Annotated in this window: 27 protein-coding genes and 1 riboswitch; of the genes, 15 read left to right on the plus strand and 12 right to left on the minus strand. The window is 72.0% G+C overall.

The genetic code is table 11. The annotated features are described in order from the left end of the window. The first annotated feature begins 303 nt into the window (after positions 1-303). Positions 304-1,059 (plus strand): decaprenylphospho-beta-D-erythro-pentofuranosid-2-ulose 2-reductase, encoded by a 756-nt coding sequence (locus tag ACZ561_RS16165; protein ID WP_470994933.1) that lies wholly within the window; start codon positions 304-306, stop codon positions 1,057-1,059. 10 nt (positions 1,060-1,069) lie between these two features. Here ACZ561_RS16165 and ACZ561_RS16170 read toward each other — a convergent pair whose 3' ends face one another. Then, positions 1,070-1,660, minus strand: coding sequence for a 2'-5' RNA ligase family protein (locus ACZ561_RS16170; protein WP_470994936.1), 591 nt, complete (start codon positions 1,658-1,660; stop codon positions 1,070-1,072). Between the two features lie 94 nt (positions 1,661-1,754). Continuing rightward, positions 1,755-2,768 (minus strand): tryptophan--tRNA ligase, encoded by a 1,014-nt coding sequence (gene trpS, locus ACZ561_RS16175; RefSeq protein WP_470994939.1) that lies wholly within the window; start codon positions 2,766-2,768, stop codon positions 1,755-1,757. A 74-nt stretch (positions 2,769-2,842) separates the two neighbouring features. Here trpS and ACZ561_RS16180 point away from each other — a divergent pair, with 74 nt between their 5' ends. Together ACZ561_RS16180 and ACZ561_RS16185 are read left to right on the plus strand one after the other, a co-directional pair. Further along, entirely contained in the window at positions 2,843-3,454 is a 612-nt protein-coding gene (locus ACZ561_RS16180; protein ID WP_470994942.1) for an RNA polymerase sigma factor, read from the plus strand. Continuing rightward, positions 3,429-4,232, plus strand: a complete 804-nt coding sequence (locus tag ACZ561_RS16185; protein ID WP_470994945.1) for a hypothetical protein — start codon at positions 3,429-3,431, stop codon at positions 4,230-4,232. Before ACZ561_RS16180 ends, ACZ561_RS16185 begins: the two co-directional genes overlap by 26 nt. A gap of 287 nt (positions 4,233-4,519) precedes the next feature. Here ACZ561_RS16185 and ACZ561_RS16190 read toward each other — a convergent pair whose 3' ends face one another. Beyond that, on the minus strand, positions 4,520-5,788 hold the full coding sequence (locus ACZ561_RS16190) for a serine hydroxymethyltransferase (RefSeq protein ID WP_470994947.1): 1,269 nt from the start codon (positions 5,786-5,788) through the stop codon (positions 4,520-4,522). Between the two features lie 80 nt (positions 5,789-5,868). Beyond that, positions 5,869-5,959: riboswitch (ZMP/ZTP riboswitch) on the minus strand. A gap of 107 nt (positions 5,960-6,066) precedes the next feature. On the opposite strand from ACZ561_RS16190, the gene rocD reads away from it, so the two are divergent. After that, on the plus strand, positions 6,067-7,272 hold the full coding sequence (gene rocD / locus ACZ561_RS16195; RefSeq protein ID WP_470994950.1) for an ornithine--oxo-acid transaminase: 1,206 nt from the start codon (positions 6,067-6,069) through the stop codon (positions 7,270-7,272). Positions 7,273-7,317: 45 nt separating this feature from the next. On the opposite strand, the gene ACZ561_RS16200 is transcribed toward rocD, so the two are convergent. Together ACZ561_RS16200 and ACZ561_RS16205 are read right to left on the minus strand one after the other, a co-directional pair. Beyond that, on the minus strand, positions 7,318-8,499 hold the full coding sequence (locus ACZ561_RS16200; RefSeq protein WP_470994953.1) for a glutathionylspermidine synthase family protein: 1,182 nt from the start codon (positions 8,497-8,499) through the stop codon (positions 7,318-7,320). A 19-nt stretch (positions 8,500-8,518) separates the two neighbouring features. Continuing rightward, positions 8,519-8,809, minus strand: coding sequence for a hypothetical protein (locus tag ACZ561_RS16205; protein ID WP_376435977.1), 291 nt, complete (start codon positions 8,807-8,809; stop codon positions 8,519-8,521). A 90-nt stretch (positions 8,810-8,899) separates the two neighbouring features. On the opposite strand from ACZ561_RS16205, the gene ACZ561_RS16210 reads away from it, so the two are divergent. Then, positions 8,900-9,748, plus strand: a complete 849-nt coding sequence (locus ACZ561_RS16210; protein WP_470995877.1) for a hypothetical protein — start codon at positions 8,900-8,902, stop codon at positions 9,746-9,748. An 11-nt stretch (positions 9,749-9,759) separates the two neighbouring features. Here the strand turns inward: ACZ561_RS16210 and pdxR are convergent, their stop codons facing one another. Continuing rightward, entirely contained in the window at positions 9,760-11,175 is a 1,416-nt protein-coding gene (gene pdxR, locus ACZ561_RS16215; RefSeq protein WP_470994956.1) for a MocR-like pyridoxine biosynthesis transcription factor PdxR, read from the minus strand. 47 nt (positions 11,176-11,222) lie between these two features. Between pdxR and ACZ561_RS16220 the strand changes: the two genes are divergently transcribed. Continuing rightward, a complete protein-coding gene (locus ACZ561_RS16220) occupies positions 11,223-11,738 on the plus strand; it encodes a carboxymuconolactone decarboxylase family protein (protein ID WP_470994959.1) in 516 nt (171 codons plus the stop codon). Next, positions 11,735-12,478, plus strand: coding sequence for an isocitrate lyase/PEP mutase family protein (locus ACZ561_RS16225; protein ID WP_470994962.1), 744 nt, complete (start codon positions 11,735-11,737; stop codon positions 12,476-12,478). The genes ACZ561_RS16220 and ACZ561_RS16225 overlap by 4 nt, the downstream gene beginning before the upstream one ends. A 78-nt stretch (positions 12,479-12,556) precedes the next feature. Here the strand turns inward: ACZ561_RS16225 and ACZ561_RS16230 are convergent, their stop codons facing one another. The 4 genes from ACZ561_RS16230 to ACZ561_RS16245 form a co-directional block, all read right to left on the minus strand. Then, on the minus strand, positions 12,557-13,546 hold the full coding sequence (locus ACZ561_RS16230; protein ID WP_470994965.1) for a malate dehydrogenase: 990 nt from the start codon (positions 13,544-13,546) through the stop codon (positions 12,557-12,559). Positions 13,547-13,843: 297 nt separating this feature from the next. After that, entirely contained in the window at positions 13,844-14,830 is a 987-nt protein-coding gene (locus ACZ561_RS16235; RefSeq protein WP_470994968.1) for a helix-turn-helix domain-containing protein, read from the minus strand. Between the two features lie 253 nt (positions 14,831-15,083). Further along, on the minus strand, positions 15,084-15,662 hold the full coding sequence (locus ACZ561_RS16240; protein WP_470994971.1) for a DUF3017 domain-containing protein: 579 nt from the start codon (positions 15,660-15,662) through the stop codon (positions 15,084-15,086). A gap of 2 nt (positions 15,663-15,664) precedes the next feature. After that, positions 15,665-16,525, minus strand: a complete 861-nt coding sequence (locus ACZ561_RS16245) for a bifunctional methylenetetrahydrofolate dehydrogenase/methenyltetrahydrofolate cyclohydrolase (RefSeq protein ID WP_470994974.1) — start codon at positions 16,523-16,525, stop codon at positions 15,665-15,667. 245 nt (positions 16,526-16,770) lie between these two features. Between ACZ561_RS16245 and ACZ561_RS16250 the strand changes: the two genes are divergently transcribed. Beyond that, positions 16,771-17,403, plus strand: coding sequence for a hypothetical protein (locus ACZ561_RS16250; RefSeq protein ID WP_470994977.1), 633 nt, complete (start codon positions 16,771-16,773; stop codon positions 17,401-17,403). A 78-nt stretch (positions 17,404-17,481) separates the two neighbouring features. Here the strand turns inward: ACZ561_RS16250 and ACZ561_RS16255 are convergent, their stop codons facing one another. Together ACZ561_RS16255 and ACZ561_RS16260 are read right to left on the minus strand one after the other, a co-directional pair. Further along, positions 17,482-18,933, minus strand: a complete 1,452-nt coding sequence (locus ACZ561_RS16255) for a DUF2079 domain-containing protein (protein ID WP_470994979.1) — start codon at positions 18,931-18,933, stop codon at positions 17,482-17,484. A gap of 228 nt (positions 18,934-19,161) precedes the next feature. After that, positions 19,162-19,368 carry a hypothetical protein gene (locus ACZ561_RS16260; RefSeq protein ID WP_470994982.1) on the minus strand — a complete coding sequence of 69 codons (207 nt, stop codon included), beginning with the start codon at positions 19,366-19,368 and terminating at the stop codon, positions 19,162-19,164. On the opposite strand from ACZ561_RS16260, the gene ACZ561_RS16265 reads away from it, so the two are divergent. The 7 genes from ACZ561_RS16265 to ACZ561_RS16295 all read left to right on the plus strand — a co-directional run bounded on the left by ACZ561_RS16265 (position 19,367) and on the right by ACZ561_RS16295 (position 24,158). After that, entirely contained in the window at positions 19,367-19,735 is a 369-nt protein-coding gene (locus ACZ561_RS16265; RefSeq protein WP_470994985.1) for a peptidase inhibitor family I36 protein, read from the plus strand. The genes ACZ561_RS16260 and ACZ561_RS16265 overlap by 2 nt on opposite strands. Positions 19,736-19,978: 243 nt before the next feature. Then, positions 19,979-20,746, plus strand: coding sequence for a hypothetical protein (locus tag ACZ561_RS16270; RefSeq protein WP_470994988.1), 768 nt, complete (start codon positions 19,979-19,981; stop codon positions 20,744-20,746). A 1-nt stretch (position 20,747) separates the two neighbouring features. Further along, on the plus strand, positions 20,748-21,083 hold the full coding sequence (locus ACZ561_RS16275; RefSeq protein WP_470994991.1) for a hypothetical protein: 336 nt from the start codon (positions 20,748-20,750) through the stop codon (positions 21,081-21,083). Beyond that, positions 21,080-22,108 carry a hypothetical protein gene (locus ACZ561_RS16280; RefSeq protein ID WP_470994994.1) on the plus strand — a complete coding sequence of 343 codons (1,029 nt, stop codon included), beginning with the start codon at positions 21,080-21,082 and terminating at the stop codon, positions 22,106-22,108. Before ACZ561_RS16275 ends, ACZ561_RS16280 begins: the two co-directional genes overlap by 4 nt. Next, positions 22,101-22,790 carry an ABC transporter ATP-binding protein gene (locus tag ACZ561_RS16285; protein ID WP_470994996.1) on the plus strand — a complete coding sequence of 230 codons (690 nt, stop codon included), beginning with the start codon at positions 22,101-22,103 and terminating at the stop codon, positions 22,788-22,790. Before ACZ561_RS16280 ends, ACZ561_RS16285 begins: the two co-directional genes overlap by 8 nt. Beyond that, positions 22,780-23,490 carry an ABC transporter permease gene (locus ACZ561_RS16290; RefSeq protein WP_470994999.1) on the plus strand — a complete coding sequence of 237 codons (711 nt, stop codon included), beginning with the start codon at positions 22,780-22,782 and terminating at the stop codon, positions 23,488-23,490. The genes ACZ561_RS16285 and ACZ561_RS16290 overlap by 11 nt, the downstream gene beginning before the upstream one ends. Further along, on the plus strand, positions 23,487-24,158 hold the full coding sequence (locus tag ACZ561_RS16295) for an ABC transporter permease (RefSeq protein ID WP_470995001.1): 672 nt from the start codon (positions 23,487-23,489) through the stop codon (positions 24,156-24,158). Before ACZ561_RS16290 ends, ACZ561_RS16295 begins: the two co-directional genes overlap by 4 nt. Positions 24,159-24,175: the final 17 nt, after the last annotated feature.

A 24,175-nucleotide genomic window follows, 5' to 3' on the forward strand; every position in this document is an offset into this window, starting at 1 on the left:
CTCAGAATCGCAGACACATCGCAAGAACCCTGCCCACACCGGACCCTGACACCGTGTCGGCGACGGCGGGGCATCTCTTCCGATGACCATGCGATCACCCATTTCGCCGAACTACGGTCAAACAGCGATCAAGCACATACAGGGCGATACGGTCACCTCCATGGCCGCCGAGAGCGACACCCCGTCGAGCCCCCGCCGGCCGGGGCCGCACCGCGCCCGCCGGGGTCACCCCACGGTCCGTGGTCGCCTCGGACCTCTCCCGTCGTCTCGCCCTCCGATTGCTCTCCGAGGAGTTTGATCGTCATGAAGGACGCCTTCGGCACCCCGCAGTCCCTGCTTCTCCTCGGCGGCACCTCCGAGATCGGGCTCGCCACGGCCCGCCGGCTGATCGCCCGCCGCACCCGTACGGTCTGGCTCGCCGGGCGCCCCTCCCCCGCCCTGACGGCCGCCGCCGACTCGCTGCGGGTGCTGGGTGCCGAGGTGTACACCGTCCCGTTCGACGCCCTCGACCCGGAGTCGCACGCGGAGCGACTCGGCAAGATCTTCACCGAGGGGGACATCGACCTGGTGCTGCTCGCCTTCGGGATCCTCGGCGACCAGGCCCACGACGAGGCCGATCCACTCGCCGCCGTCCGGGTCGCGCAGACCAACTACACGGGGGCGGTCTCCGCCGGGCTCGTCTGCGCGGCGGCGCTGCAGGCGCAGGGGCACGGCTCACTGGTGGTGCTCTCCTCCGTGGCCGGGGAGCGCGCCCGCCGTGCCGACTTCATCTACGGCTCGTCCAAGGCCGGTCTCGACGCGTTCGCGCAGGGGCTCGGGGACGCCCTGCAGGGAACGGGGGTGCATGTGATGGTCGTGCGGCCGGGGTTCGTACGGTCCCGGAAGACGGCCGGTCTCGAGGCCACCCCACTGGCGACCACGCCGGAGGCGGTCGCGACGGCGATCGAGCTGGGGCTGCGGCGTCGCTCGGAGACGGTGTGGGTGCCGGGAGCGCTGCGGATGGTGATGGCCGCGCTCCGGCACGTGCCGAGGCCCGTCTTCCGGCGGCTGCCGGTGTGAGGCCCCGGTGTCAGCCGGCGGCCGGGGTCGGGGTGTCGACCGGGGTGCCCTGGGCGGGGACCGCGGGGACAGTGCCGCAGCCGCCGAACTCGTACGTGTGCAGCTTCCGCCACACCCCGTCCGGCCCCTGCTCGTAGAGCGCGAAGGACGAGCAGGTCCAGGCCGCCTCGAAGTCGGTCAGCTCCTCGTACGCCCGGTCCATCGCCTCCTCGGAGATGCCGTGCGCCACGGTGACGTGCGGGTGGTACGGGAACTGCAGCTCGCGCACGAGCGGCCCGGACTCGTCCCGGACCCGCTCCTGGAGCCAGGAGCAGGCGGAGACGCCCTCGGCGAGCATGACGTACACGACCGGTGACAGCGGGCGGAACGTTCCGGTGCCGCTCAGCCGGACCGGGAAGGGGCGGACGCCGGACGCGACCTCGGCGAGGTGAGCCCGGATCGCGGGCAGCCGCTCCTCGTCGACCTCCGTCGGTGGGACGAGGGTGACGTGGGTGGGGATGCCGTGCGCGGCGGGATCCCCGAAGCCCGCGCGCAGCTCCTGGAGCAGGCTGCCGTAGGGCTCCGGGACCGCGATCGAAACGCCGAGCGTTACGGTCCCCACGTCGTTCTCCTCCGTCGTCGGTCTTCTCAGGTCGATGGGTGGTGCAGCCGCCAGTGTGCGGCCTGCACCACCCTTGAGGCCAGGGTCCTTGGACTCAGTGCTTGGCGGGCAGGAAGCCCACCTTCTCGTACGTCTGCGCCAGCGTCTCCGCGGCGACGGCACGCGCCTTCTCCGCGCCCTTGGCCAGGAGCTGGTCCAGCGTCTCCGGGTCGTCCAGGTATTCCTGCGTACGGGTGCGGAACGGCGTGACGAAGTCCACCATGACCTCGGCCAGGTCGGTCTTCAGCGCGCCGTACATCTTGCCCTCGTAGCTCTGTTCCAAATCGGCGATGCCGGTCCCGGTGAGCGTGGACATGATGGTCAGCAGGTTGGAGACGCCGGCCTTGTTCTCGGGGTCGAAGCGGATGACCGTGTCGGTGTCGGTGACCGCGCTCTTGACCTTCTTCGCCGTGATCTTCGGCTCGTCGAGCAGGTTGATCAGACCCTTGGGCGTGGACGCCGACTTGCTCATCTTGATCGTCGGGTCCTGCAGGTCGTAGATCTTGGCCGTCTCCTTGAGGATGTACGGCGCCGGGATCGTGAACGTCTCGCCGAAGCGGCCGTTGAACCGCTCCGCGAGGTCGCGGGTCAGCTCGATGTGCTGGCGCTGGTCCTCGCCGACCGGGACCTGGTTGGCCTGGTACAGGAGGATGTCGGCGACCTGCAGGATCGGGTACGTGAAGAGACCGACGGTGGCCCGGTCTGCGCCCTGCTTGGCGGACTTGTCCTTGAACTGGGTCATGCGGGAGGCCTCGCCGAAACCGGTGAGGCAGTTCATGATCCAACCGAGCTGCGCGTGCTCGGGGACGTGGCTCTGGACGAACAGCGTGCAGCGCTCGGGGTCGAGCCCGGCGGCGAGCAGCTGTGCGGCGGCGAGCCGGGTGTTGGAGCGCAGCTCCGCGGGGTCCTGCGGGACCGTGATCGCGTGCAGGTCGACGACCATGTAGAAGGCGTCGTGAGTCTCCTGCAGGGCAACCCACTGGCGGACCGCGCCGAGGTAGTTGCCGAGGTGGAACGAGCCTGCGGTGGGCTGGATTCCGGAGAGCACACGGGGAACGTCAGAGGCCATGCTCACCATTCTCTCAGGTGCGGGCGGCGATCCCGGACTGGGAACCGATCGCGTTCTGCCGGTGTATCAAAGGTGTGAGGACGCTGGAGGGGGGCCGGGTCGTCGTAGACACAGCCGAGGCCGCGGTGATCGCACGGGTACGCGCCGGGGAGGCGGAGGCGTACGCGGCGCTGGTCCGCGCGCACACGGCGGTCGCGCTGCGTGCGGCGGTGGCGTGCGGGGCGGGGGCGGAGGCCGAGGACGTGGTGCAGCAGGCCTTCTTCAAGGCGTATCGGTCGCTGGGGCGGTTCAAGGAAGGGGCCGCGTTCCGGCCGTGGCTGCTGCGGATCGTGGTCAATGAGACGAGGAACACAGTGCGCTCGGCGGGTCGGCAGCGGGCCGTCGCGGGGCGGGAGGCGGAGCTGCTCGCGGGCGAGCCGCTGATACCGGACGGGGCGGACCCGGCGGTGGCGGTGGAGGAGGGCGAGCGGCGGCGGCAGCTGCTCGCGGCGCTGGACGGGCTCGGTGAGGACCACCGCCAGGTGGTGATCCACCGGTATCTGCTGGAGCTGGACGAGGCGGAGACGGCCGAGGCGCTGGGCTGGCCGCGGGGGACGGTGAAGTCCCGGCTGAGCCGGGCGCTGAAGAAGCTCGGACTGGCATTGGAGGGAGGTGACGAGCATGACGGACGAGGGGCTCCCGGATGAGCTGCGTGACCTCGGACGGCATCTGAGGGTGCCGGACACGGACGGGGAGACCATGGCCGAGCGGGTGCTCGCTCAGCTCCTGGCGGAGCAGGTGCCGGCGCCCGCGGCCCCGCGGCGGCGGTTCGGCCGGCCCAGGTTCGGGTGGCTGCGGTCGGGGTGGCTGCGCGGGCGGTGGAAGGCGCTGCTCGCGGCCCTCTCCGGGGTGCTGGTGGTGCTGGTGCTCACGCCGCCCGTCCGGGCGACGGTGGCGGACTGGTTCGGCTTCGGCGGGGTGGAGGTGCGGTACGACCCCGGGACGCATCCCGGCCCGGGCGCGGCGGTGCCGGAGTGCACCGATCCGGTGTCGCTGGAGGAGGCCGGGCGCAGGGCCGGCTTCACGCCGCTGATACCGAGCACGCTCGGCCCGCCCGACGCGGTCTCGGTGACCGGCTCGGCGGAGCCCGGGCGGGCGGTGATCACCCTGTGCTGGCGGGAGGACGGCGGTCGGACGGTCCGGCTCGACGAGTTCCCGGCGCGGCTTCCCATGGCCTTCGGCAAGCAGGTCCAGACGCATCCGGAGTGGGTCGATCTCCCGGACGGCGCGGAGGGCTACTGGTTCGCCGAGCCCCATCTGCTGCGGTTCCCGATGACGGACGTGAGCGGGAAGGAGTGGACCCACTCGATACGCACGGCGGGCCCCACGCTCCTCTGGACGAGAAACGCGGGAGCCCTGACCCTGCGACTCGAGGGCGAACCCTCCCTGGAGAAGGCCCGCCGCATCGCCGAGTCGGCGGGCTGAGCGGACGGCCCGCCCGGGACCGGACCGGCCAGGACCGCCCCGGACCCGACCCACTCGGACCGGCCGGGACCGGACCGGACCGCCCCGGGCCCGACCCACTCGGACCGGCCCGTGTCGGACCGGCTCGCGTCGGACCGGCTCGCGTCGGTCCAGCCCGGGATCACCGTCCGGGGTCAGACCGTCCGGGTCAGACCGTCCGGGTCAGACCGTCCGGGTCAGACCGTCCGGGTCAGACCGTCCGGGTCAGACCGTCCGGGTCAGACCGTCCGGGGTCAGACCGTGCGGGATCAGGCCGGGAGGCCGGGGGCCGGGAAGGACGCCATCAGGGCCGCGACCTCGGCGCGGATCGTGAGGAGCGCGTCCTCGTCACCCGAGCCCGCCGCCGCGACGCCCCGGTCGATCCAGTCGGCGACCTGGGTCATGTGCTCCGTACCGAGACCGCGGGAGGTGAGGGAGGGGGTGCCGATGCGGACGCCGGAGGGGTCGAAGGGCTTCCGGGGGTCGTAGGGGACGGTGTTGTAGTTGACGACGATCCCGGCCCGGTCGAGGGCCTTCGCGGCGACCTTGCCCGGGACCTCCTTGGGGGTGAGGTCCATCAGGATCAGGTGGTTGTCGGTGCCGCCGGAGACGAGGTCGAAGCCTCGGGCGAGCAGGGCCTCGGCGAGGGCCTTGGCGTTGGCGACGACGGCATGGGCGTAGTCGCGGAAGGAAGGCTGGGCCGCCTCGCGCAGGGCGACGGCGATGGCGGCGGTGGTCTGGTTGTGCGGGCCGCCCTGGAGGCCGGGGAAGACGGCCTTGTCGAGGGCCTTCGCGTGTTCCTCGCGGGACATCAGCATCGCACCGCGGGGGCCGCGCAGGGTCTTGTGGGTGGTGGTGGAGATGACGTCGACGTGGGGGACCGGGGAGGGGTGGGCGCCGCCCGCGATCAGGCCGGCGATGTGGGCGACGTCGGCGACGAGCACGGCGCCGGACTCACGGGCGATCTCGCCGAAGGCGGCGAAGTCGATCGTGCGGGGCAGCGCCGTGCCCCCGCAGAAGATCACCTTGGGCCGCTCCTTGAGGGCGAGCTCGCGGACCTGGTCGAAGTCGATGAGCCCGGTGTCCTGGCGTACGCCGTACTGCACGCCCCGGAACCACTTGCCGGTCGCGGAGACGCCCCAGCCGTGGGTGAGGTGGCCGCCCATCGGCAGGGCCATGCCCATCACGGTGTCGCCGGGCTCGGCGAAGGCGAGGTAGACGGCGAGGTTGGCCGGGGAGCCGGAGTAGGGCTGCACATTGGCGTGGTCGACACCGAAGAGGGCCTTGGCGCGCTCGATGGCGAGGGTCTCGACCTGGTCGATGTTCTGCTGGCCCTCGTAGTACCGGCGGCCGGGGTAGCCCTCGCTGTACTTGTTCTGCAGGACGGTGCCGGAGGCTTCGAGGACGGCATGGGAGACGTAGTTCTCGCTGGGGATCAGTCGCAGGGTCTCGGCCTGCAGCTGCTCCTCGGCGCCGACGAGCGCGGCGAGTTCGGGGTCGGTGGCGGCGAGGGCGGGGTGCGGGGTGGTGTCGTTCATGGCGTTCCTCCGGGCGTTCGGCGGATCCCGGGGTACGGCTCAGATCGACTGGGCGGCACCACACGGGAGGTTCGGTTTCCCGAAGATGCCCAGGCGGGCGGCATCTCGTGTGGTCTGCCGCGCACGGCTCCCCCGGGGTCGCTTCCCCGTACGCCAGTCGCCGTGCGTGTTTCCAGCCTAGCGGGCGCGCCGTCACCCAGGTTTCTTCGTGCGGCATCCGAGCGACGATAGAAAAAGGGGCCACACCCGCCCCAGCCCGCAGGACGAACGGAGATCCCGTGTCGAGAACGCAAGACGCGATCGCTTCCGCGGAGGCGCACAGCGCTCACAACTACCACCCCCTGCCCATCGTCGTCGCCTCGGCGGACGGGGCATGGATGACCGACGTCGAGGGCCGCCGCTACCTCGACATGCTCGCCGGGTACTCGGCACTCAACTTCGGGCACGGCAACCGGCGGCTGATCGATGCCGCGCGGGCGCAGCTGGAGCGGGTGACGCTCACGTCGAGAGCGTTCCACCACGACCGGTTCGCGGAGTTCTGTACGCAGCTCGCGGAGCTGTGCGGCAAGGAAATGGTCCTGCCGATGAACACCGGCGCGGAGGCCATCGAGACGGCGGTGAAGACCGCGCGGAAGTGGGGGTACGAGGTCAAGGGCGTGCCGGACGGGCACGCGAAGATCGTGGTCGCGGCGAACAACTTCCACGGCCGGACGACGACGATCGTCAGCTTCTCCACGGACCACGAGGCCCGTGACCACTACGGTCCGTACACCCCGGGTTTCGAGATCGTTCCGTACGGCGATCTGACGGCGATGGAGCGTGCGGTCACCGCGCACACCGTGGCGGTGCTCCTGGAACCGATCCAGGGCGAGGCGGGGGTCCTGGTGCCGCCCGCCGGATATCTCCGCGGGGTGCGGGAGTTGACCCGTGAGCGGAACGTGCTGTTCATCGCGGACGAGATCCAGTCGGGCCTCGGCCGGACCGGGCGGACGTTCGCCTGCGAGCACGAGGGCGTGGTGCCGGACGTGTATGTCCTGGGCAAGGCGCTGGGCGGCGGTGTCGTCCCGGTCTCGGCGGTGGTCGCGGACCGTGATGTGCTCGGGGTGTTCCGACCCGGCGAGCACGGGTCGACGTTCGGCGGGAATCCGCTGGCGTGCGCGGTGGCGCTGGAGGTGATCGCGATGCTGCGGAGCGGGGAGTACCAGCAGCGGGCGGCCGAGTTGGGCGAGCATCTCCACGCCGAGCTGGGGCTGCTCGTGGGCGGGGGCGCCGTCGAGGCGGTGCGCGGGCGCGGGCTGTGGGCCGGTGTGGACATCGTGCCGTCCCGGGGCACGGGCCGGGAGATCTCGGAGAAGCTGATGGACCGGGGCGTACTGGTGAAGGACACGCACGGTTCGACGATCCGGATCGCACCGCCGCTGGTCATCAGCAAGGAGGATCTGGACTGGGGTCTGGAGCAGCTGCGGGCGGTGCTCTCGGAGTGACACGGCGCCCGCCCCGTCGTGCGGGCGCCGTCGTCGGCGGAGCGGTCAGAGGATGACGTGCGGCAGGAAGCGGGCGTACTCGTCCGTGATCAGGCCCGCGGACTCGCGGATCCCGAGCCCCGCCGCCTCGTCCTCGACGACCCATGCGCCGAGCACGACACGGTTCCCGTCGAAGTCGGGCAGTGGGGCCAACTCCTGGTAGCAGCAGGGCTCCTCGCGCAGCACGGCCGGGGAGCCCTGCTCGTGGACGGTGACGCCCGCGCCCTCGCGGCCGAGCAGCGGCTTGGCGACGTAGCCGCCGGTCGCGGCCAGTTCGCGGGGGCCGTCGAGGTAGGCCGGCAGCAGGTTCGGGTGGTCCGGGTAGAGCTCCCAGAGGATCGCGAGCAGCGCCTTGTTGGAGAGCAGCATCTTCCAGGCGGGTTCGATCCAGCAGGTCGTGCCCGTACCGCCGCCGTTGTCGAGGGTGTCCAGGACGTACGGGCCGAAGCGGTCGGTGGTCAGCCACTCCCACGGGTAGAGCTTGAAGCAGCTGCGGATGAACCGGAGCCGGTCGTCCACGAACCGCCCCGAGAGCCGGTCCCAGCCGATCTGTTCGACCGACAGCGCCTGCGTGTCGAGCCCGGCCTGCTGGGCCGTCTCGCGCAGATACGCGACGGTCATCAGGTCCTCGCCGAGTTCGTCCCCGTCGGAGTGGACGAAGTGCAGGGGACCGGGCGGCAGCAGCTTCGCCTGGCGCTTCCAGGCGTCGACGAGCCGCTCGTGGAGCGAGTTCCACTGGTCGGCGCCGGGGAAGCGCTCCTCCATCCAGAACCACTGCGGGCTGGCGGCCTCGACCAGGGAGGTCGGGGTGTCGGCGTTGTACTCCAGCATCTTGGCCGGGCCCGTACCGTCGTAGCGGAGGTCGAACCGTCCGTAGAGGGAGGGCAGTTCGGCCCGGCGGCGCCAGGACTCGGCGACGAGGGAGCCGAGCCGGGGGTCGGTGAGACCGAGATCGGCGAAACGATCCTGCTCGACGATGTGCGCCGCCGCCACCAGACACATGGCGTGCAGCTCCTCGACGACCTCCTCCAGCGCCTCGACCTCGGGCAGCGTGAAGGAGTAGTAGGCGCTCTCGTCCCAGTACGGGCGCAGGGAGTCGTCGGGGTAGCGGGTCAGGGGGTAGACGAGCCCCTGCTCCTCCACCGTCTGCTGCCACCCCGGCCGGGGGTCGATCGTGTGCCGCTGCATGTCGTACGGTCCGTCCCGCTCAGCCGCCGCCGGAACCGGAGCAGCCGAAGCCGCCGGTGTCGACGGCCGTCTTGTCGAAGCTGCCGCCGCTGACCCTGTTGTCGCTCACGCTGCCGCCGTAGTAATACGAACCGCGCGTCGAGCTGCCACTGCCGCTGCCACTGCTGCTCTCGCATTCGTAGCTCGGCAGTTTCTCCCGGGTCAGCGGGTCGACGCACCGCCGGTCCGGCTCGGAGCCGCAGGACGTGATCGTCGCCGCGAGCACCCCCATACCGCCGAGCACGACCGTGCTCGACCTCAGCCTGCGCATGTCAGTCCTTCCGATCACGTGGTCAGCGACCGCACAGTTTAGGCCGCTGTCCGAACGCCCTCGCACTAGAGTCCCTTTGTGCTCTTGGGGATGATTTGCGCGCTCGGATCGTCGCTCTGCTTCGGCATGGCGTCGGTGTTGCAGGCGCTCGGCGCGCGGGCGGCGACGCCCGGGACGGGCGCCGGCGTCGACGTGGCGCTGCAGTTGCGGGCGATGCGGCAGTGGCGCTATCTGGCCGGGCTCTCCCTGGACGGGATCGGGTTCGGGCTGCAGATCGTCGCCCTGCTGACGCTGCCGATCTACATGGTGGGGGCGGCGCTCGCCGCGAGTCTGGCGGTCACGGCGGTGGCCGCCTCGTGGCTGCTCGACGTCCGGCTGCACCGGATGGAGTGGGCTGCGGTGGGTGTGGTGTGCGCGGGGCTCGCGATGCTCGCCCTCGCCGCGGGCGACGAGGGCGAACAGAGCTCGTCGGAGGCGCTGCGGTGGGCGATGCTCGCGGCGGCGTTCGGGGTGCTGGGGCTCGGCGCGGTCGCCGGACGGCTGCCCGGCAGGCCGCGGGCGCTGGCCCTCGGCCTCCTCGCGGGCTTCGGCTTCGGGGTGGTGGAGGTGGCCGTTCGGCTGATCGACAGCTGGGACCTCGCGAACCCCGCGGTGTACGCGCTGCTCCTGGGCGGCGGGACCGCGTACGTACTGCTGACCTCGGCACTCCAGCGGGGCTCCGTGACGACGGCGACGGCCGGCGCGGTCCTCGGCGAGACGATCGGCCCGGCGCTGGTGGGCGTGATCTGGCTGGGCGACCAGACGCGCGAGGGCCTGGGCTGGCTGGCGATCCTGGGCTTCACCGTCGCCGTGGCCGGCGCACTGGTCCTGGCCCGCTTCGGCGAACCCCCGACCCCGGCGCCCGGACCGGAACCGTCGGGACCCCCGACGGACGGCTGACGGCGAGCCCGTCAGGGCAGGACGCGGCACAGCGCCGCCAGGGCGCCCGCCCAGGCGCTGTCCGGGGGCGTGCCGTAGCCGACGACCAGGCCGTCCTTGGTCGTCGGGACGTCCGGGTGGCGGAACCGGTTGAGGCCGAGGAGTGCCAGGCCCTGCCACGCCGCGGAGCGCAGGACCGCGGGTTCGAGGCCCGGCGGGAGTTCCAGGACCGCGTGGAGGCCGGCCGCGATGCCGCTCACCCGGGTCTCCGGGGAGTGCGCGGCCACCGCCTCCACCAGCTCGTCGCGCCGCCGCCGGTAGCGCAACCGCATCGCCCGGACATGCCGGTCGTAGGCGCCCGAGGCGAGGAACTCCGCGAAGGTCAGCTGCTCCAGCGAGCTGGACACCCAGTCCACCCGCCCCTTCGCCGCCACCACCTCGTCCACCAGACGCTCCGGCAGCACCATCCACGCCAGCCGCAGCCCGGGGGCCAGGGACTTGCTGGAGGTGCCCATGTAGACGACCCGCTCGGGGTCGAGACCCTGGAGCGCGCCCACGGGCTGGCGGTCGTAGCGGAACTCCCCGTCGTAGTCGTCCTCCAGGACGAACCCGCCCGATGCCCGCGCCCAGTCGATCGCCGCCACCCGCCGGTCGGGGTGGAGCGCGGCGCCCAGCGGGAACTGGTGGGCGGCCGTCATCAGCGCCGCGCCGACACCCTTCATCCCGGCCAACCCCTCGGTCCTGGTGCCGAGTTCGTCGTACGGAAGGGAGGGCAGCCGCAGCCCGGCTCCACGCAGCAGCTCCCAGTGCGCGTCGAGCCCGTACGACTCGACGGCCACCTCGCGCACGCGGCGGGCCCGCAGCACCTGCCCCATCAACATCAGCCCGTGCACGAACCCGGCGCAGATCACGATCCGTTCCGGCTGCGCGTGGACGCCTCGCGCCCGGGCGAGGTACTCGGCGAGCACGGTGCGCAGTTCGATCCGGCCACGCGGATCGCCGTAGCCGAACGCCTCGTGGGGCGCGGCCGTGAGCGCGCGCCGGGACGCCTTGAGCCATTCGGAGCGCGGGAAGGACGCCAGGTCGGGCGAGCCCGGCTTCAGGTCGTACGTCGGCCGGGCTGCGGCCGGCCGGGCCGCCGTCACCGGGGGCCGTGCGCCCGCCCCGGCCGCCCGGCGCGGCACGGCCCGCTGGGCGACCCGTGTCCCGGAGCCCTGCCGGGCGGTCAGCCACCCCTCGGCGACCAGCTCGGCGTACGCGTCGGCGACGGTGTTGCGGGCCACGCCCAGGTCCGCCGCGAGCGAGCGGGAGGACGGCAGCCGTACGCCCGCCGCCAGGCGCCCGCTGCGCACCGCCTCCCGCAGGGCGTCCATCAGCCCCGTCCGCAGACCCGTGCCGCGCAGCTCCAGATGGAGGTCGGTCCCAAAAGTGGCCCAGTCGTTCGCCATGGAAATGGACCATACTCCTGTGCCATCCCGGCCGTACGGTGATGACCATGACGACCACCACGACGAACGACACCGTGACGACCGAATACGCCCACGAGCACGCCCCCCGTCTCAACCTCGCCGAGCAGGTCCCGGAGTTCTACCGGGCGATGATCCGGCTGGAGCAGGCGGCCGCGAAGGACGTGGACCCGACCCTCTACCACCTGATCAAGATCCGGGCCTCGCAGATCAACCACTGCGCGTTCTGCATCGACATGCACGCCAAGGACGCGCTGGCGGAGGGCGAGTCGGTCGAGCGGATCGTCCAGCTGTCGGCGTGGGAGGAGTCGCGGCACTTCTACACCGAGCGCGAGCTGGCCGCGCTCGCGCTGACGGAGGCCGTCACCGTCCTCACCGACGGCTTCGTCCCCGACGAGGTGTACGCGAAGGCCGCGGCCCACTTCGACGCGACCGAACTCGCCCGGGTCATCGCCGCCATCACCGTCATCAACGCCTGGAACCGGATCGGCGTCAGCACCCGGCTGACGCCCGGCCACTACACCCCCGGGCAGTACGCCAGGTGACCCCCGCGTCCCCCGCCGACGTGCTGCGTGCCCTCCACTCCGGGCGCGCGGCGGACGATCCGCTGGTCGTGCCGGGTCCGTGGGACGCGGCCAGCGCGCGCGTCTTCGAGGAGGCCGGCTTCCCGACGCTCGCCACACCGAGCGCGGGAATCGCCGCCGCTCTCGGACACGAGGACGGCGAGACCCCGCCCGAGGAGATGTTCGCGGCCGTGGCGAGGGTCGTGCGGGCCGTCTCCGTACCGGTCACGGCCGATCTGGAGGACGGCTACGGCCTGGCTCCGAAGGAGCTCGTGGCACGGGTCCTGGAGACCGGGGCGGCCGGGGTGAACCTGGAGGACACCAGCCGCTCCGGCGGGCTCAAGGACCCGCGGGAGCACGCCGCCTGGCTCGCGGAGGTACGGGCGGAGGCCGGGCCGCGGCTCTTCCTGAACGCGCGCGTGGACACCTATCTGCGCGGGGTGGACGATCCGGCCGCCACGATCGAGCGGGCGCGGCTCTACACGGAGGCGGGCGCGGACTGCGTGTACCCGATCAAGGCGCCCGCGGCCCATCTCCCGCTGCTGCGCGCCGGGATCGACGCACCGCTCAACGCGCTGGCCCTGCCCGACGGGCCGTCGCCCGCCGAGCTCGGGCGGCTGGGCGCGGCCCGGATCACCTTCGGCCACGGCCTGTTGCTGCGCACCCTGCGGGGCGTCGCGGAACTGGCGGGAGAGCTGGCCGGGTTCGGACGCCCGGCGTGACGGGGCCGAGCGCCGCGGAGACGACTCCGCCCCCGGTCGCGGACGACCGGGGGCGGAGAGGGAACAGCCGGCTCAGGCTCAGATGAGGCCGAGTCCGCGGACCGCGTCGCGCTCCTCGGCCAGCTCCTGGACCGAGGCGTCGATGCGGGCGCGGGAGAACTCGTTGATGTCCAGGCCCTGGACGATCTCGTACTTTCCGTCCGTGCAGGTGACGGGGAACGAGGAGATCAGGCCCTCCGGGACGCCGTAGGAGCCGTCCGACGGGATGCCCATGGAGGTCCAGTCGCCCGCGGCGGTGCCGTTGACCCAGGTGTGGACGTGGTCGATCGCGGCGTTGGCGGCCGAGGCGGCCGAGGACGCGCCACGGGCCTCGATGATCGCGGCGCCGCGCTTGGCGACGGTCGGGATGAAGGTGTCGGCCAGCCACTGCTCGTCGTTGACGACCTCGGCGGCGTTCTTGCCGGCGATCTCCGCGTGGAAGATGTCCGGGTACTGGGTCGCCGAGTGGTTGCCCCAGATGGTGAGGCGCTTGATGTCCTCGACGGACGCGCCGGTCTTGGCCGCCAGCTGCGAGAGCGCGCGGTTGTGGTCCAGGCGGGTCATCGCGGTGAAGCGCTCGGCCGGGACGTCCGGGGCCGAGGCCTGGGCGATCAGGGCGTTGGTGTTGGCCGGGTTGCCGACGACGAGGACCTTGATGTCGTCCGCGGCGTGGTCGTTGATGGCCTTGCCCTGCGGCTTGAAGATGCCGCCGTTGGCGGCGAGCAGGTCGCCGCGCTCCATGCCCTTGGTGCGCGGGCGGGCGCCGACGAGCAGGGCCACGTTCGCGCCCTCGAAGCCCTGGTTCGGGTCGTCGAAGATGTCGATGCCCTTGAGCAGCGGGAAGGCGCAGTCGTCGAGCTCCATGGCGGTGCCCTCGGCGGCCTTGACACCCTGCGGGATCTCGAGGAGGCGCAGCTTGACCGGCACGTCCGCGCCGAGCAGGTGGCCGGAGGCGATGCGGAAGAGCAGCGCGTAGCCGATCTGGCCGGCCGCGCCGGTGACGGTGACATTCACGGGAGTGCGGGTCATGGCGATCTCCGTAAGACAGCTGGCGGTGGGGGTCCCTGCCCCTGATGCTGGACACCTCTCCTGATCGACGATCGATCGGTCGACCCGATGTCTCGACGTGAAGAGATATCCAGCGGTCAGGCTATCCGACCCGGGACCCGCTCAACCCCCACCCCCTTGTGGTCCGGCTCACTGCCACCCGACTGCCTTCGCACCGCGCCGCGGCGCGGTCACCGCTCGCCCGGCACCCCCGCCGCACCGCGCCGCGGCGCGGTCACCGCTCGCCCGGCACCCCCGCCGCGCCGGGCCGCTGCGCTGTCACCCCTCGCCGGTGCACTCCTTCGCCCCGCTCTTCAGCGTCGCGCAGGCCGTCGCGTCCGTGCCCTTGGCCACGGCGACCATCGGCGTGTACGCGTCGGCGTCGGCGTCCACCACCGCGTTCTGGCTGGTACCGGCGGCGGTGATGCGGACGGTGTCGCCGGGGCCCGCCCCGGTGATCCGCGCCCAGGCGGCGCCGCACGTCCTGCTGTACCTCACCTCCACCTGGCCGGCGGTGCCGACCCTGGCGCGGGAGACGGTGGTGGCAAAGGCGCCGCCGCAGCCCATCGCCTCCGGGTCCTGGCCCGCGCAGCCGGCTCCGGCGCATTTCACCCCTGCGGGGAGGGTGGTGCTGGGCGGCGCGCTCGGGGTCGCGGTGGGCGTGCCGCCGGCCTTCTTCCCGTCGTCGCCGGTGGAGCCGCCCCCGAGGTCGGTGAGGAGGACGGCCGCGGCGATGACGAGCAGGGCGCCGAGGACGCCGGTCAGGATCAGGGCGGCGCGGCGCGGGCGTGAGGCCCCGGAGGGCCGCCGGGGCGGCGTGGGGGCGGGTGGCGCCGGTCCGGCGGGGGCCGTGGTGCGCCGGGCGGGCGTCGGGCCGCCGTCGCTTCCGCCCCTGGTCTCGGTCGAGGCGTTCGCGCCGGAGGGGCCGGGATCCCCGAGGGCGGCGCGCGCCTGCGAGATCCGCAGGGCCTCCATGGTCAGGTCGCGGCGCAGTTCGGAGCGGCTCCAGGCACGCTCGGCGAGCTCCCACATCGTCGTGAGATGGCCGGTGTCGGTGCCGGTCACCTCGGCGAGCGCGACGACGGCGCCCCGGGGCGCGAGGAGCCGTCCGTTGAGATACCGCTCCCATGAGGTCTTGCTGTAGCCGGTACGGTCCGCGACGGCGGCGATGCTCAGTCCGCTGCGGTCGACCAGGCGTCGTAGCTGACTCGCGAACTCGCGTATCTGTGGGTCGAGTTCGTCCGGCAGCGCTTTCCAGCGAGGCATGCGCGTTCCCCCCTTGTCCCCCTTTGTGTCCCCCTAGAAGGATGCTCCGGGCCAGGATGGCAGTTCCCGGGGCAGGAGCGCACGGGTGCATACGAATCGGGCGTGCGCCCCCGGGGCGTAGCGGAATGGTCACTTCCGTGCCACAAGGCGCTGACGAACCTTGAACCACATTGGCACGTACATGACGCTCGAACGGAGGCGGCGCCCGTCCTCCCTCGGGGGAGAGGACGGGCGCCGCCGTTCCGTCGTGGGGCTAGGTGACCGTGAGGTGGAGGACGTCCTCCAGGAACGGGATCCTGAGCCAGGGGTTCGGCTGCACCATGAGCGCCAGCAGCACGATGAGCCCGCCCATGACCCCGTACGTGACCATGTCGGTGAACCGCGACCGTACGGCGAGCATCCCGACGGACGGCAGCGCGCGCCGCAGCCCCGCGCCGGTGAGCAGCGCCACGCCGACCAGCATCGTGCCGACCCGGAACGACTGCGCGAACAGATCCGTCCCGACGATGAACAGTCCCAGCGCGGTCAGCCCGAGCACGGTCAGCAGCGGCCACTGCCGCGCCGGCGCGGGCGCCCCGACGGGAGCGGCCCGGCCGCCGCCCTCGGGCCGCGCGGTGTCCGTGGTCATGGCGGGCGGACGCCGCGACCGCCCGGGGGTGGTCGCTGCGGCGTCCTTGGCGGACGGCTCGGCGGGGTCCTCGACGGGGGCTGCGGACTCGGCGGAGGCGTCCGGCGCCTCGCCCTCCGTCCGGCCCTCGGTCCGGCCCGCGTCCACGTCCTCACCCGGGCCCTCGGCGCCCGCGGCGCCCTTGGCGCTCACGCGCGAGGTCATCGTCAGAGCGCCGCGGCCGCGCGCTCCGCGGCCTCGACGACGTTGACCAGGAGCTGCGCACGGGTCATCGGGCCCACACCGCCGGGATTCGGCGAGATCCAGCCCGCGACCTCGGAGACACCGGGGTCGACATCGCCGAGGATCTTGCCCTCGCCGTTGCGCGAGACACCGACGTCGAGCACGGCGGCGCCCGGCTTCACGTCCTCGGCCTTGATCAGGTGCGGTACACCGGCCGCGGCGACGATGATGTCGGCCCGCCGCAGATGCGCCGCCAGGTCACGCGTACCGGTGTGGCACTGCGTCACCGTCGCGTTCTCCGAGCGCCGGGTCAGCAACAGCGGCATCGGACGCCCGATGGTGACACCGCGCCCCACGACCACGACCTCCGCGCCGTTGATCTCCACGCCGTGCTCGCGCAGCAGCTGGATGATGCCGTACGGGGTGCAGGGCAGCGGCGCCGGCTCGTTCAGCACGAGACGGCCGAGGTTCATCGGGTGCAGACCGTCGGCGTCCTTGGCCGGGTCCATCAGCTCCAGGATGCGGTTCTCGTCGATGCCCTTGGGGAGCGGAAGTTGGACGATGTACCCGGTGCACGCCGGGTCCTCGTTGAGCTCGCGTACGACCGCCTCGATCTCGTCCTGCGTGGCGGTGGCGGGCAGCTCACGCTGGATGGAGGCGATGCCGACCTGCGCGCAGTCGCGGTGCTTGCCCGCGACGTACTTCTGGCTGCCCGGGTCGTCGCCGACCAGGATCGTGCCGAGGCCGGGCGTGACGCCCTTCTCCTCGAGGGCCGCCACACGGGCGGTCAGGTCGGACTTGATCGCGGCTGCGGTGGCCTTGCCATCGAGAATCTGGGCGCTCATGGCCCCATCCTCCCGGATGACCCCTCGCTTGTTCCAATTCGGCCGTACACCGCCCTGCGCCAAGCGAACGGAGAGGTTGCACTTGCACAACTCCCGGCATTCCGACTGGACAAAAAGTCGATGCTACGACGACGATGACCGCGCAGTGCCGCGGGCAGTGCCGGGGGGCAAATCACTCAAAAGCCGTGAGAAGTACCTCCGCGCGGGCCGCGTCGTCCCCGCACAACCCACGGAGGAAACCCGCGATGAGCTTCGGCGAACCGAACAACCCCTACGGCCAGCCGCAGGGACAGCAGCCCGGATACGGTCAGCCGCAGGGCCAGCAGCCCGGATACGGCTACCCGCAGCAGGCTCCGCAGGGTGTGCCCCCGCAGCAGTACGGCTACCCGCAGGCTCCGCCGGTCCAGCAGCCGTATGGCGTGGGCGGTTACCCGGGCGCGGCCATGGAGATGCCGGGCGGGGTGAAGGCCGTGCGCGTGATGCTCTGGGTCCTCGGCATCCTGCAGGCCCTCTTCGGCGTTCTCGCCATGGTGGCCAGCAGCTGGTTCGCCGAGCAGATGGCCAGCTCCGGCGAGCTGGACGCCCAGGGCCAGGACGCCGTCGACGCCCTCGCCGTGATGATGGTCGTCTTCGGCGTCATCGGCCTCGCGTTCGGCGTGTGGGCCATCGTCATGGCCGCGAAGATCAAGTCCGGTGGTAACGGCATCCGCATCTCCGGCATCGTCTACGGCTCCCTCGTGACCCTGGGCAGTGTCGTCAACCTGATCGGCATGAACCCGTTCGCCCTGGTCAGCCTCGCGATGGGCGTCCTGATCATCGTCTTCCTCGCCAAGACCGAGGGCGCGGCCTGGTTCAAGCGCAACACGCAGCAGTACTGATCCACTCACGCGAAGGGGCCCGGTTCCACCAGGAACCGGGCCCCTTCGCGTACGTACACGCGACACACGCCACACACATCACACGCGGCGCAGCACCGCGAACTGTCCCGCCCGCGTCGACACCTCGTACCGCGCCTCCGGGTGCAGCGACGCCGCCAGCTGGACCGGGTCCGTCACCGGCTGGGACCAGCCCGAGTCGAGGTCGAGGGCGAGGTAGTCGGGGCTGACGCCCTTCGCGCCGCCCACCCAGTAGACGGTGCGGTCCGCCGTGAGGTGGGCCATCAGCGTCACATTGGTCTCCACGCTCGCCCCCTCCGGGACCGCGTCCACCGCACGCCTCGCGTCCAGCGTCCGGCTGTCCGTGGCGTACGTCTCCGAGCGGAGCAGCTCCCGCAGCGGGAGGTCCAGGGCGATCACGATCGAGACGGCCGTGACGACGGGGACGGCGACCTTCCCGTACGCGACGAGCCAGCCGCGCGGCGAGGTGCGGACGGCGCGCACGGCGTCGACGAGCGCGAGGAAGACGACCGGCATCAGGATGGCGCTGTAGTGCCAGATCATCCCCCAGTGGTTCGGATCCTGGGAGAGGAAGCGCCAGCCGAGCGTCGGCAGCACGAGCAGCATCAGCGGGGAGCGCAGGGCGAGGAAGCCGGTGATGCCGATGAGGAAGAAGAGCATCTCCCACTTGACGTCGGAGCCGAGCGACGAGAGCACGGCGTGCGCGAAGGAGACGTCGGCCCCTTCGTTCGACTTCTCGATCTTGGCCCAGTAGTCGTACTGGCCGACCCGGCTCGCCGCGGGGATCAGGACCAGGACCGTCAGGGCGAAGAAGGCGGTGCCGAACGCGGCCACGGCGGCACCGAGGCGCTTCTGCCCCCGCACGAAGAGGACCGCGCCGACCATGGCGACGGTGAGCCCCATGTCCTCCTTGACCAGGACGAGGGGAACGGACCATGCGACGGCGGCGGTCCAGCGCCCCAGGAGCAGGGCCCGGCAGGTCAGCGCGAGGAGCGGGACGGCGAAGGCGATTTCGTGGAAGTCGGACTTGACCGCTTCCTGGAGGCCCCAGGACAGGCCGTAGGCCACGGTGAGGCCGAGGCCGGCCGCGCGGCTGCCGAGCACCTGCTGCGCGGTGCGGCCGACGACGACGGCGGAGGCGGCGAAGAGCGCGGCCTGCGCGAAGAGAAGGGCGAGCGGGGAGGACCAGATCCAGTACAGGGGCGCGAGAAGTGCGGTGACCGGACTGAAGTGGTCCCCGAGTATGAGGAAGCCCGGGCCCTTGATGTCGACGACCGGCGCCCGGAACTCGGCGTAGGCCCTGACGGACTGGTTGAAGATCCCGAGGTCCCAGGAGGGCGTACGGAACTGCTCGTACTGCACCCAGGAGTAGAGGAAGTACAGCGCGCAGAGCACGGCCGCCGCGAGGACGTACGGCCGCAGGGGCGCTTCGGAGGGACTGTCGTCCGGCGGTCCGGCGCCGGTCTCCGGGGCGGACGTCTCCGCCGCCGCCCCGTTCTGTACATCCAACACCGCGCCCCCACCTAGCAGCCGCCGACAAAAGAGCAACCCATTAGACCAGAGAGGGCGCGACCGACGGAATCACCGGTCAAACCCGCACGGAAGGGGAAACCCGGAAAGTAGATCAAGGGAGTGTGATGCGGGTCACATTGACCGGAGTTGGAATTCGCCACTCCACTCCCATGCACCCCCTACCTGTCCGCGATTCCCACTGGCTGCACACGAAGAGGATCTACGCGCTCACGCATTCATCATGAGCGGAATCGTTCCATCACGCTGCGATATTTCGGCCACCTCGCATTGACGCTGGCCCGAACTCGCCCCGCGGAGCCAAAAGTTCCGTCCGAGGCCGTCAAACGCCGTGCTAGCTTCCTCGACCGGCAAGACCAGTTTTTCCCACTCACTGGCACGTGAAAGGAAGAGCACATGGTCCTGCAGCAGAGTCATGGCCGCCGTTCTCGGCGCCGCCGCCGCGGCCGGTATGACGATGGTCGCCTCGGCTCCCGCCCAGGCGGTCGACCGGAACTGCTACGACGGCAACTTCTGTGTCTATCAGGCAAGCAGCTTCAGTCAGTCGTACCCCATGTACCGCTTCAACATCGCGGACTCCAACTGGGGCTCCGGCCAGCCGGAGATCTACGACAAGGACAGCTCCTGGCGGAACCGGTGGAGCGTGACGGTGAAGGTGTACGCCCTCAGCGAGTACCGCACGGTGAACACCTGCTTCAACCCCGGCTACGAGCTCCACCAGGGCGGCTCCTCGCAGAACGACAACGGCCGCTCGCACAAGTACGACGGCACCGGCTGGTGCTGACGCTCGACTGAGAGCCGCCCGGCCGTCCGAGGCCCGGCACTCCGGGCCGCCGCCGCCCTGGCCGCCGTCGTCGGATGCAGCTCCGGCTCCGGCACCGGCCGCGACGAGGCCGGCGGCCCCTCCGGCGGCCCGGCCGCCGCACCCGACTCGGCGAGCGCCGCCAAGGCCACGTCGGCCTTCGCCTCCGCCAAGGAACTCGCCCGCCAGGTCGGTGCGATGGAGCTGCGGATCACCAAGAAGTGCATGGCCGCCCAGGGGTTCACCGTCCACCCGCCGGACCCGGTCGCCTCGCCGGAGGCGGAAGGCGACAAGGCCCCCGAGGGGCGCGTCTCGCCCACCACCGAGCAGGCCGCCCGGAACGGCTACGGCGCCGCGCCGGACGCCGGGGGCGAGCAGCCGGAGAACTCCACGCAGGAGCAGCCCGGCGCCTGGCGCGACCTGCCCGACTCGGAGAAGCAGCGGTACACCCTGGCCAAGAACGGGGCCCCCGACCAGGTCGTCAGCTACGAGACCGGGGAAGGCAAGTTCGCCTCGCCGAGCGGCGGTTGCATCGGAGAGACCCGGAAGAAGCTCTACGGCGACATGCCGAAGTATCTCCGCCTCATGTGGCTGACCGACAACGGAATGCGCCACGAGGCCGGCCGCCGGGCGGAACAGTCGGACACATTCCTGAAAGCCGTCGGAAGCTGGTCCTCCTGCATGGAGAAAGCGGGATACGGAGGGCTGAAATCTCCGACCGATGCGGTGAAGAAGGCCAAGGACTACTACGGCGGAAAAGACGCCGGAAAGAATCTTGACGCGGCGGCGGTCGAATCCGGCCGAAAGAATGAGATCGCCCAGGCGAAGGCCAACGCGAGCTGTGCCGACACCTCGAAGTACGACACGGTATGGCGCACCGCGAATCAGCGGGCTCTGAGCGCGCTTTACGTCAAGAACGAGGCCGACCTCGCCGCCTATCAGGAAATCCTGACCGAGGCTCAGAAGAAAGCCCAGAAGATACTGGAGTCCTGAGGTGGAGATCAGCGGCGGGAGCCATGCCTCGGACGAGGACTCCTGCGGCGGCGAGGTGGTCCCCGGCCCACGGCGCCGCTGGGCCCGGGTCGCGGCCACGGTCGGAGTCGTCGTCGCGCTGGCGGCGAGCGGCAGCGCCTGGCTCGCCGCCTCCCAGGCCCGTACGCCCGAGCAGCGCGCCGCCTCGGCCGCCGCCCCGCCGCGCTCCAGCGTCACCGTGCCCGCGGAGGCGGGCCCCCTTGTCGACCGCAGGACCTGGGACGGCACGCTGACCCGCAGCAGCAACCTGGTCGTGCGCGGCCCGAGTCGAGCGAGGGCGCGGCCCGGCAGGTCGTGACCCGGCTCTCCCTGAAACCCGGCGGGAAGCTCGCCAACGGGTCGCTCGGGGCGGAGATCTCCGGCCGTCCGCTGTTCCTCCTCGAAGGAGCGTTCCCGGCCTATCGCGATCTCGGCGAGGGAATGCAGGGCCCTGACGTACGCCAACTCCAGCAGGCATTGGGGCAGTTGTACGGAACTCCCGCCACCGGCACGTTCGACGACCGCACGGCCCGGGACCTGAAGCGGCTGTACAGGAGCGCGGGATACCGGCCTCTGCCGGGGGCCGAGGGTGGATCCGCCGACGGCACGGTCGGGAAGACGGGCGGCAAGACGGGCGGGAGCGGGACGGACGGTGGGCCCGTCGGCGGGACCGGAGGCGGCACCGGAGGCGGCACCGATGCGAGCGCCGGCTCGGAGGGATCGGGCGGGATCGCCGGGACCGCCGGGACGCCGCCGCCCCGTACCCGGACCGTCGTCACACTCCCCATGGCCGAGGTCGTCTTCATGGGCTCGCTCCCGGCGACCGTCGGCGAGGTCTCCGGCCGTGTCGGCGTGAACGCCTCGGAGCCCCTCTTCACCGTGACCGGTGGCCGCTGGCAGATCAAGGTCCCGGTGTCGGACACGGCCCTGCCCGACTTCACCTCCCTCCCCCAGGGCACGCGCGCGAAGGTCACCGGCGCCCGGCTCGACGGGGCCGTGCTCCGGAGCGCGTACGAGAGGGTGTCGACCGGGAGCCCCCGCCACGCGTACTTCGACGTCACCGGCGCAGTGCCGGACACGGCGCTCGGCAGCCCGGTGAAGGTCGAGGCGGTCCGCCGCAGCAGCTCGCCCGACTCCCTGATCGTGCCCGTCTCCGCACTCTGGACCGACCCGGCCGGGCTTGTCTCGGTCACCGTCGTCCAGGGCGACAGGCGCCGGCACGTACCGGTCGACGTGGGTCTCACGGTCGGCGGCCGGGCGGCGGTGACCGGCACCGATCCCGCGCTCGCGAAGGGCGCGCAGCTGCTCGTCGGGTACGCGTACCGGGAGGCGGGCCTTGGCTGACGGAGCCGTACCCGGGCAGCGGGTGGTGATCTCGATGCGCAGGGTCTCCAAGACCTATCCGGCGGTCACGCCGGTGACCGCGCTCAGCGACGCGACGCTGGAGATCCGTACCGGCGAGATGGTCGCCGTCACCGGGCCCTCCGGCTCCGGCAAGTCGACCCTCCTCAACATCCTGGGCCTCCTCGACACCGCCACGGGCGGCACGTACGCCATGGACGGCGTCGACGTCCGAACGCTCGGCGAGCGGGAGCGGACCCGGCTGCGGGCGACCCGGCTCGGGTTCGTCTTCCAGTCGTTCCATCTGGTGCCGTACCTGAACTGTCTGCGCAATGTGCAGCTGCCGCTGGTGCATACGCGCCACCCGCGCGCCGACCGCCGGGAGCGCGCCGAGCGGGCACTGCGGTCGGTCGGGCTCGGCCACCGGATCTCGGCGCGCCCCACGACGCTCTCCGGCGGCGAACGGCAGCGGGTCGCCCTGGCCAGGGCAGTGGTGCACGAGCCGTCGGTGCTGCTCTGCGACGAACCGACCGGGAACCTGGACTCGGCCAACACCGACCAGGTGATGACCTTGCTGCGCGGACTCGTCACCCCGGAACGCACGGTCGTCGTGGTGACCCACGAGCGGGACGTGGCGGAGCGGGCCGACCGCGAACTGAGGGTCGTGGACGGACATGTGGTCTGAGCGGCCCGGAAAGCGGGAGCAGGAGCGAACCGGGAGGCCGAAGCGGGAGCGGACCGGGAAGCAGGAGCGGACCGGCAGGCCGAAGCGGGAGCGGACCGGGAAGCAGGAGCGGACCGGCAGGCCGAAGCGGGAGCGGACCGGGACCGCCTTCACGGACGTCGTCGTCCAGGCGGTGCATGCCGTCCTCGGGCGCCGGCTGCGCTCCGTCCTGACCGTCCTCGGCATCGCGCTCGGCATCGCCGCCGCGCTGGCGAGCGCCGGCATCACGGCGAGCGCCGCGGACGCCGTGTCCGGCCGCTTCGACGCGCTGAAGGCGACCGCCGTGACCGTCCGCTTCCACAACGAGGCGGCACGGCCGACGACCGCGGCGGCGGTACGGGCGCGGAAACTGAACGGCGTACGGTCGGCCGGGCTGCTCTGCACCGCCGACGAACGCCCGACGGTCTCGGCCCTCGGCCGCGGATACGACTGGGCGACACCGCAGGAGCTGCGCGTCCTTGCCGCCGACGAGGCGCCCTCGCGGCCCTCGGTGTCACCGCCCGTTCCGGGCGGCTGCCGGACGCGGGGCACATGGCGCGCGGCGACGCGGTGGCGCTGGTGGACACGGTGGCCGCCAAGGCGCTCGGCCTTGACGCGCTCCTCGAATAGACCCCGGAGGCGGCCCCCTCGGTCCATCTCGCCGGCCGGCCCTTCACCGTGATCGGCACCTTCCGGGCCCCGGCCGGGGAGGCCCGGCTGACCGGCAGCGTGATCGTCCCGTACACCTCCTGCGCGACGGACGGCGGAGTCCTGAACCGCCCCCAACAGGCGGCCGGGAGCGATCACCTGGTCTTCGGCGCCACCGAGGCGGTCCTGCGCACCGAACCGGGCGCCGCCCAGCAGGTCGGCCTGGAGGCCCCGCTGGCGCTCCACCCGGAGGGCCCCGACCGGCTCGCGGCCATCGTCCCGGCCGATCTCGGGACCTTCCGCGGCGGCGTGGAGAGCGAGACGCGGGCCTTGTTCCTCGGGCTGGCCGGGGTGTCCCTGCTGATCGGCGCACTCGGCGTCAGCAACACCACGTACGTCTCCGTGGTCGAGCGCCGCTCCGAGATCGGACTGCGCCGTGCGGTCGGCGCCGGCCGGGCGGCGGTCTCCGCCCAATTCCTCGTGGAGTGCGGGCTCCTGGGGCTGGTGGGCGGAGTGCTGGGGACCGCCGTCGGGGTGGATGTGACGGCGGGTACGGCGCTGGCGAAGGGCTGGCTGGTGGTCCTCGACCCCCGGCTCACCGCCGCCGGGCCACTGCTCGGCCTCGCGGTGGGCATGGCGGCCGGGGTGTACCCGGCGCTCGCGGCGTCCCGCATCGCGCCCGCGGAGACCCTGCGCGGCTGAGCTTCCCGTACGGCAGA

The organism is Streptomyces sp. NPDC039609 (assembly GCF_055596705.1).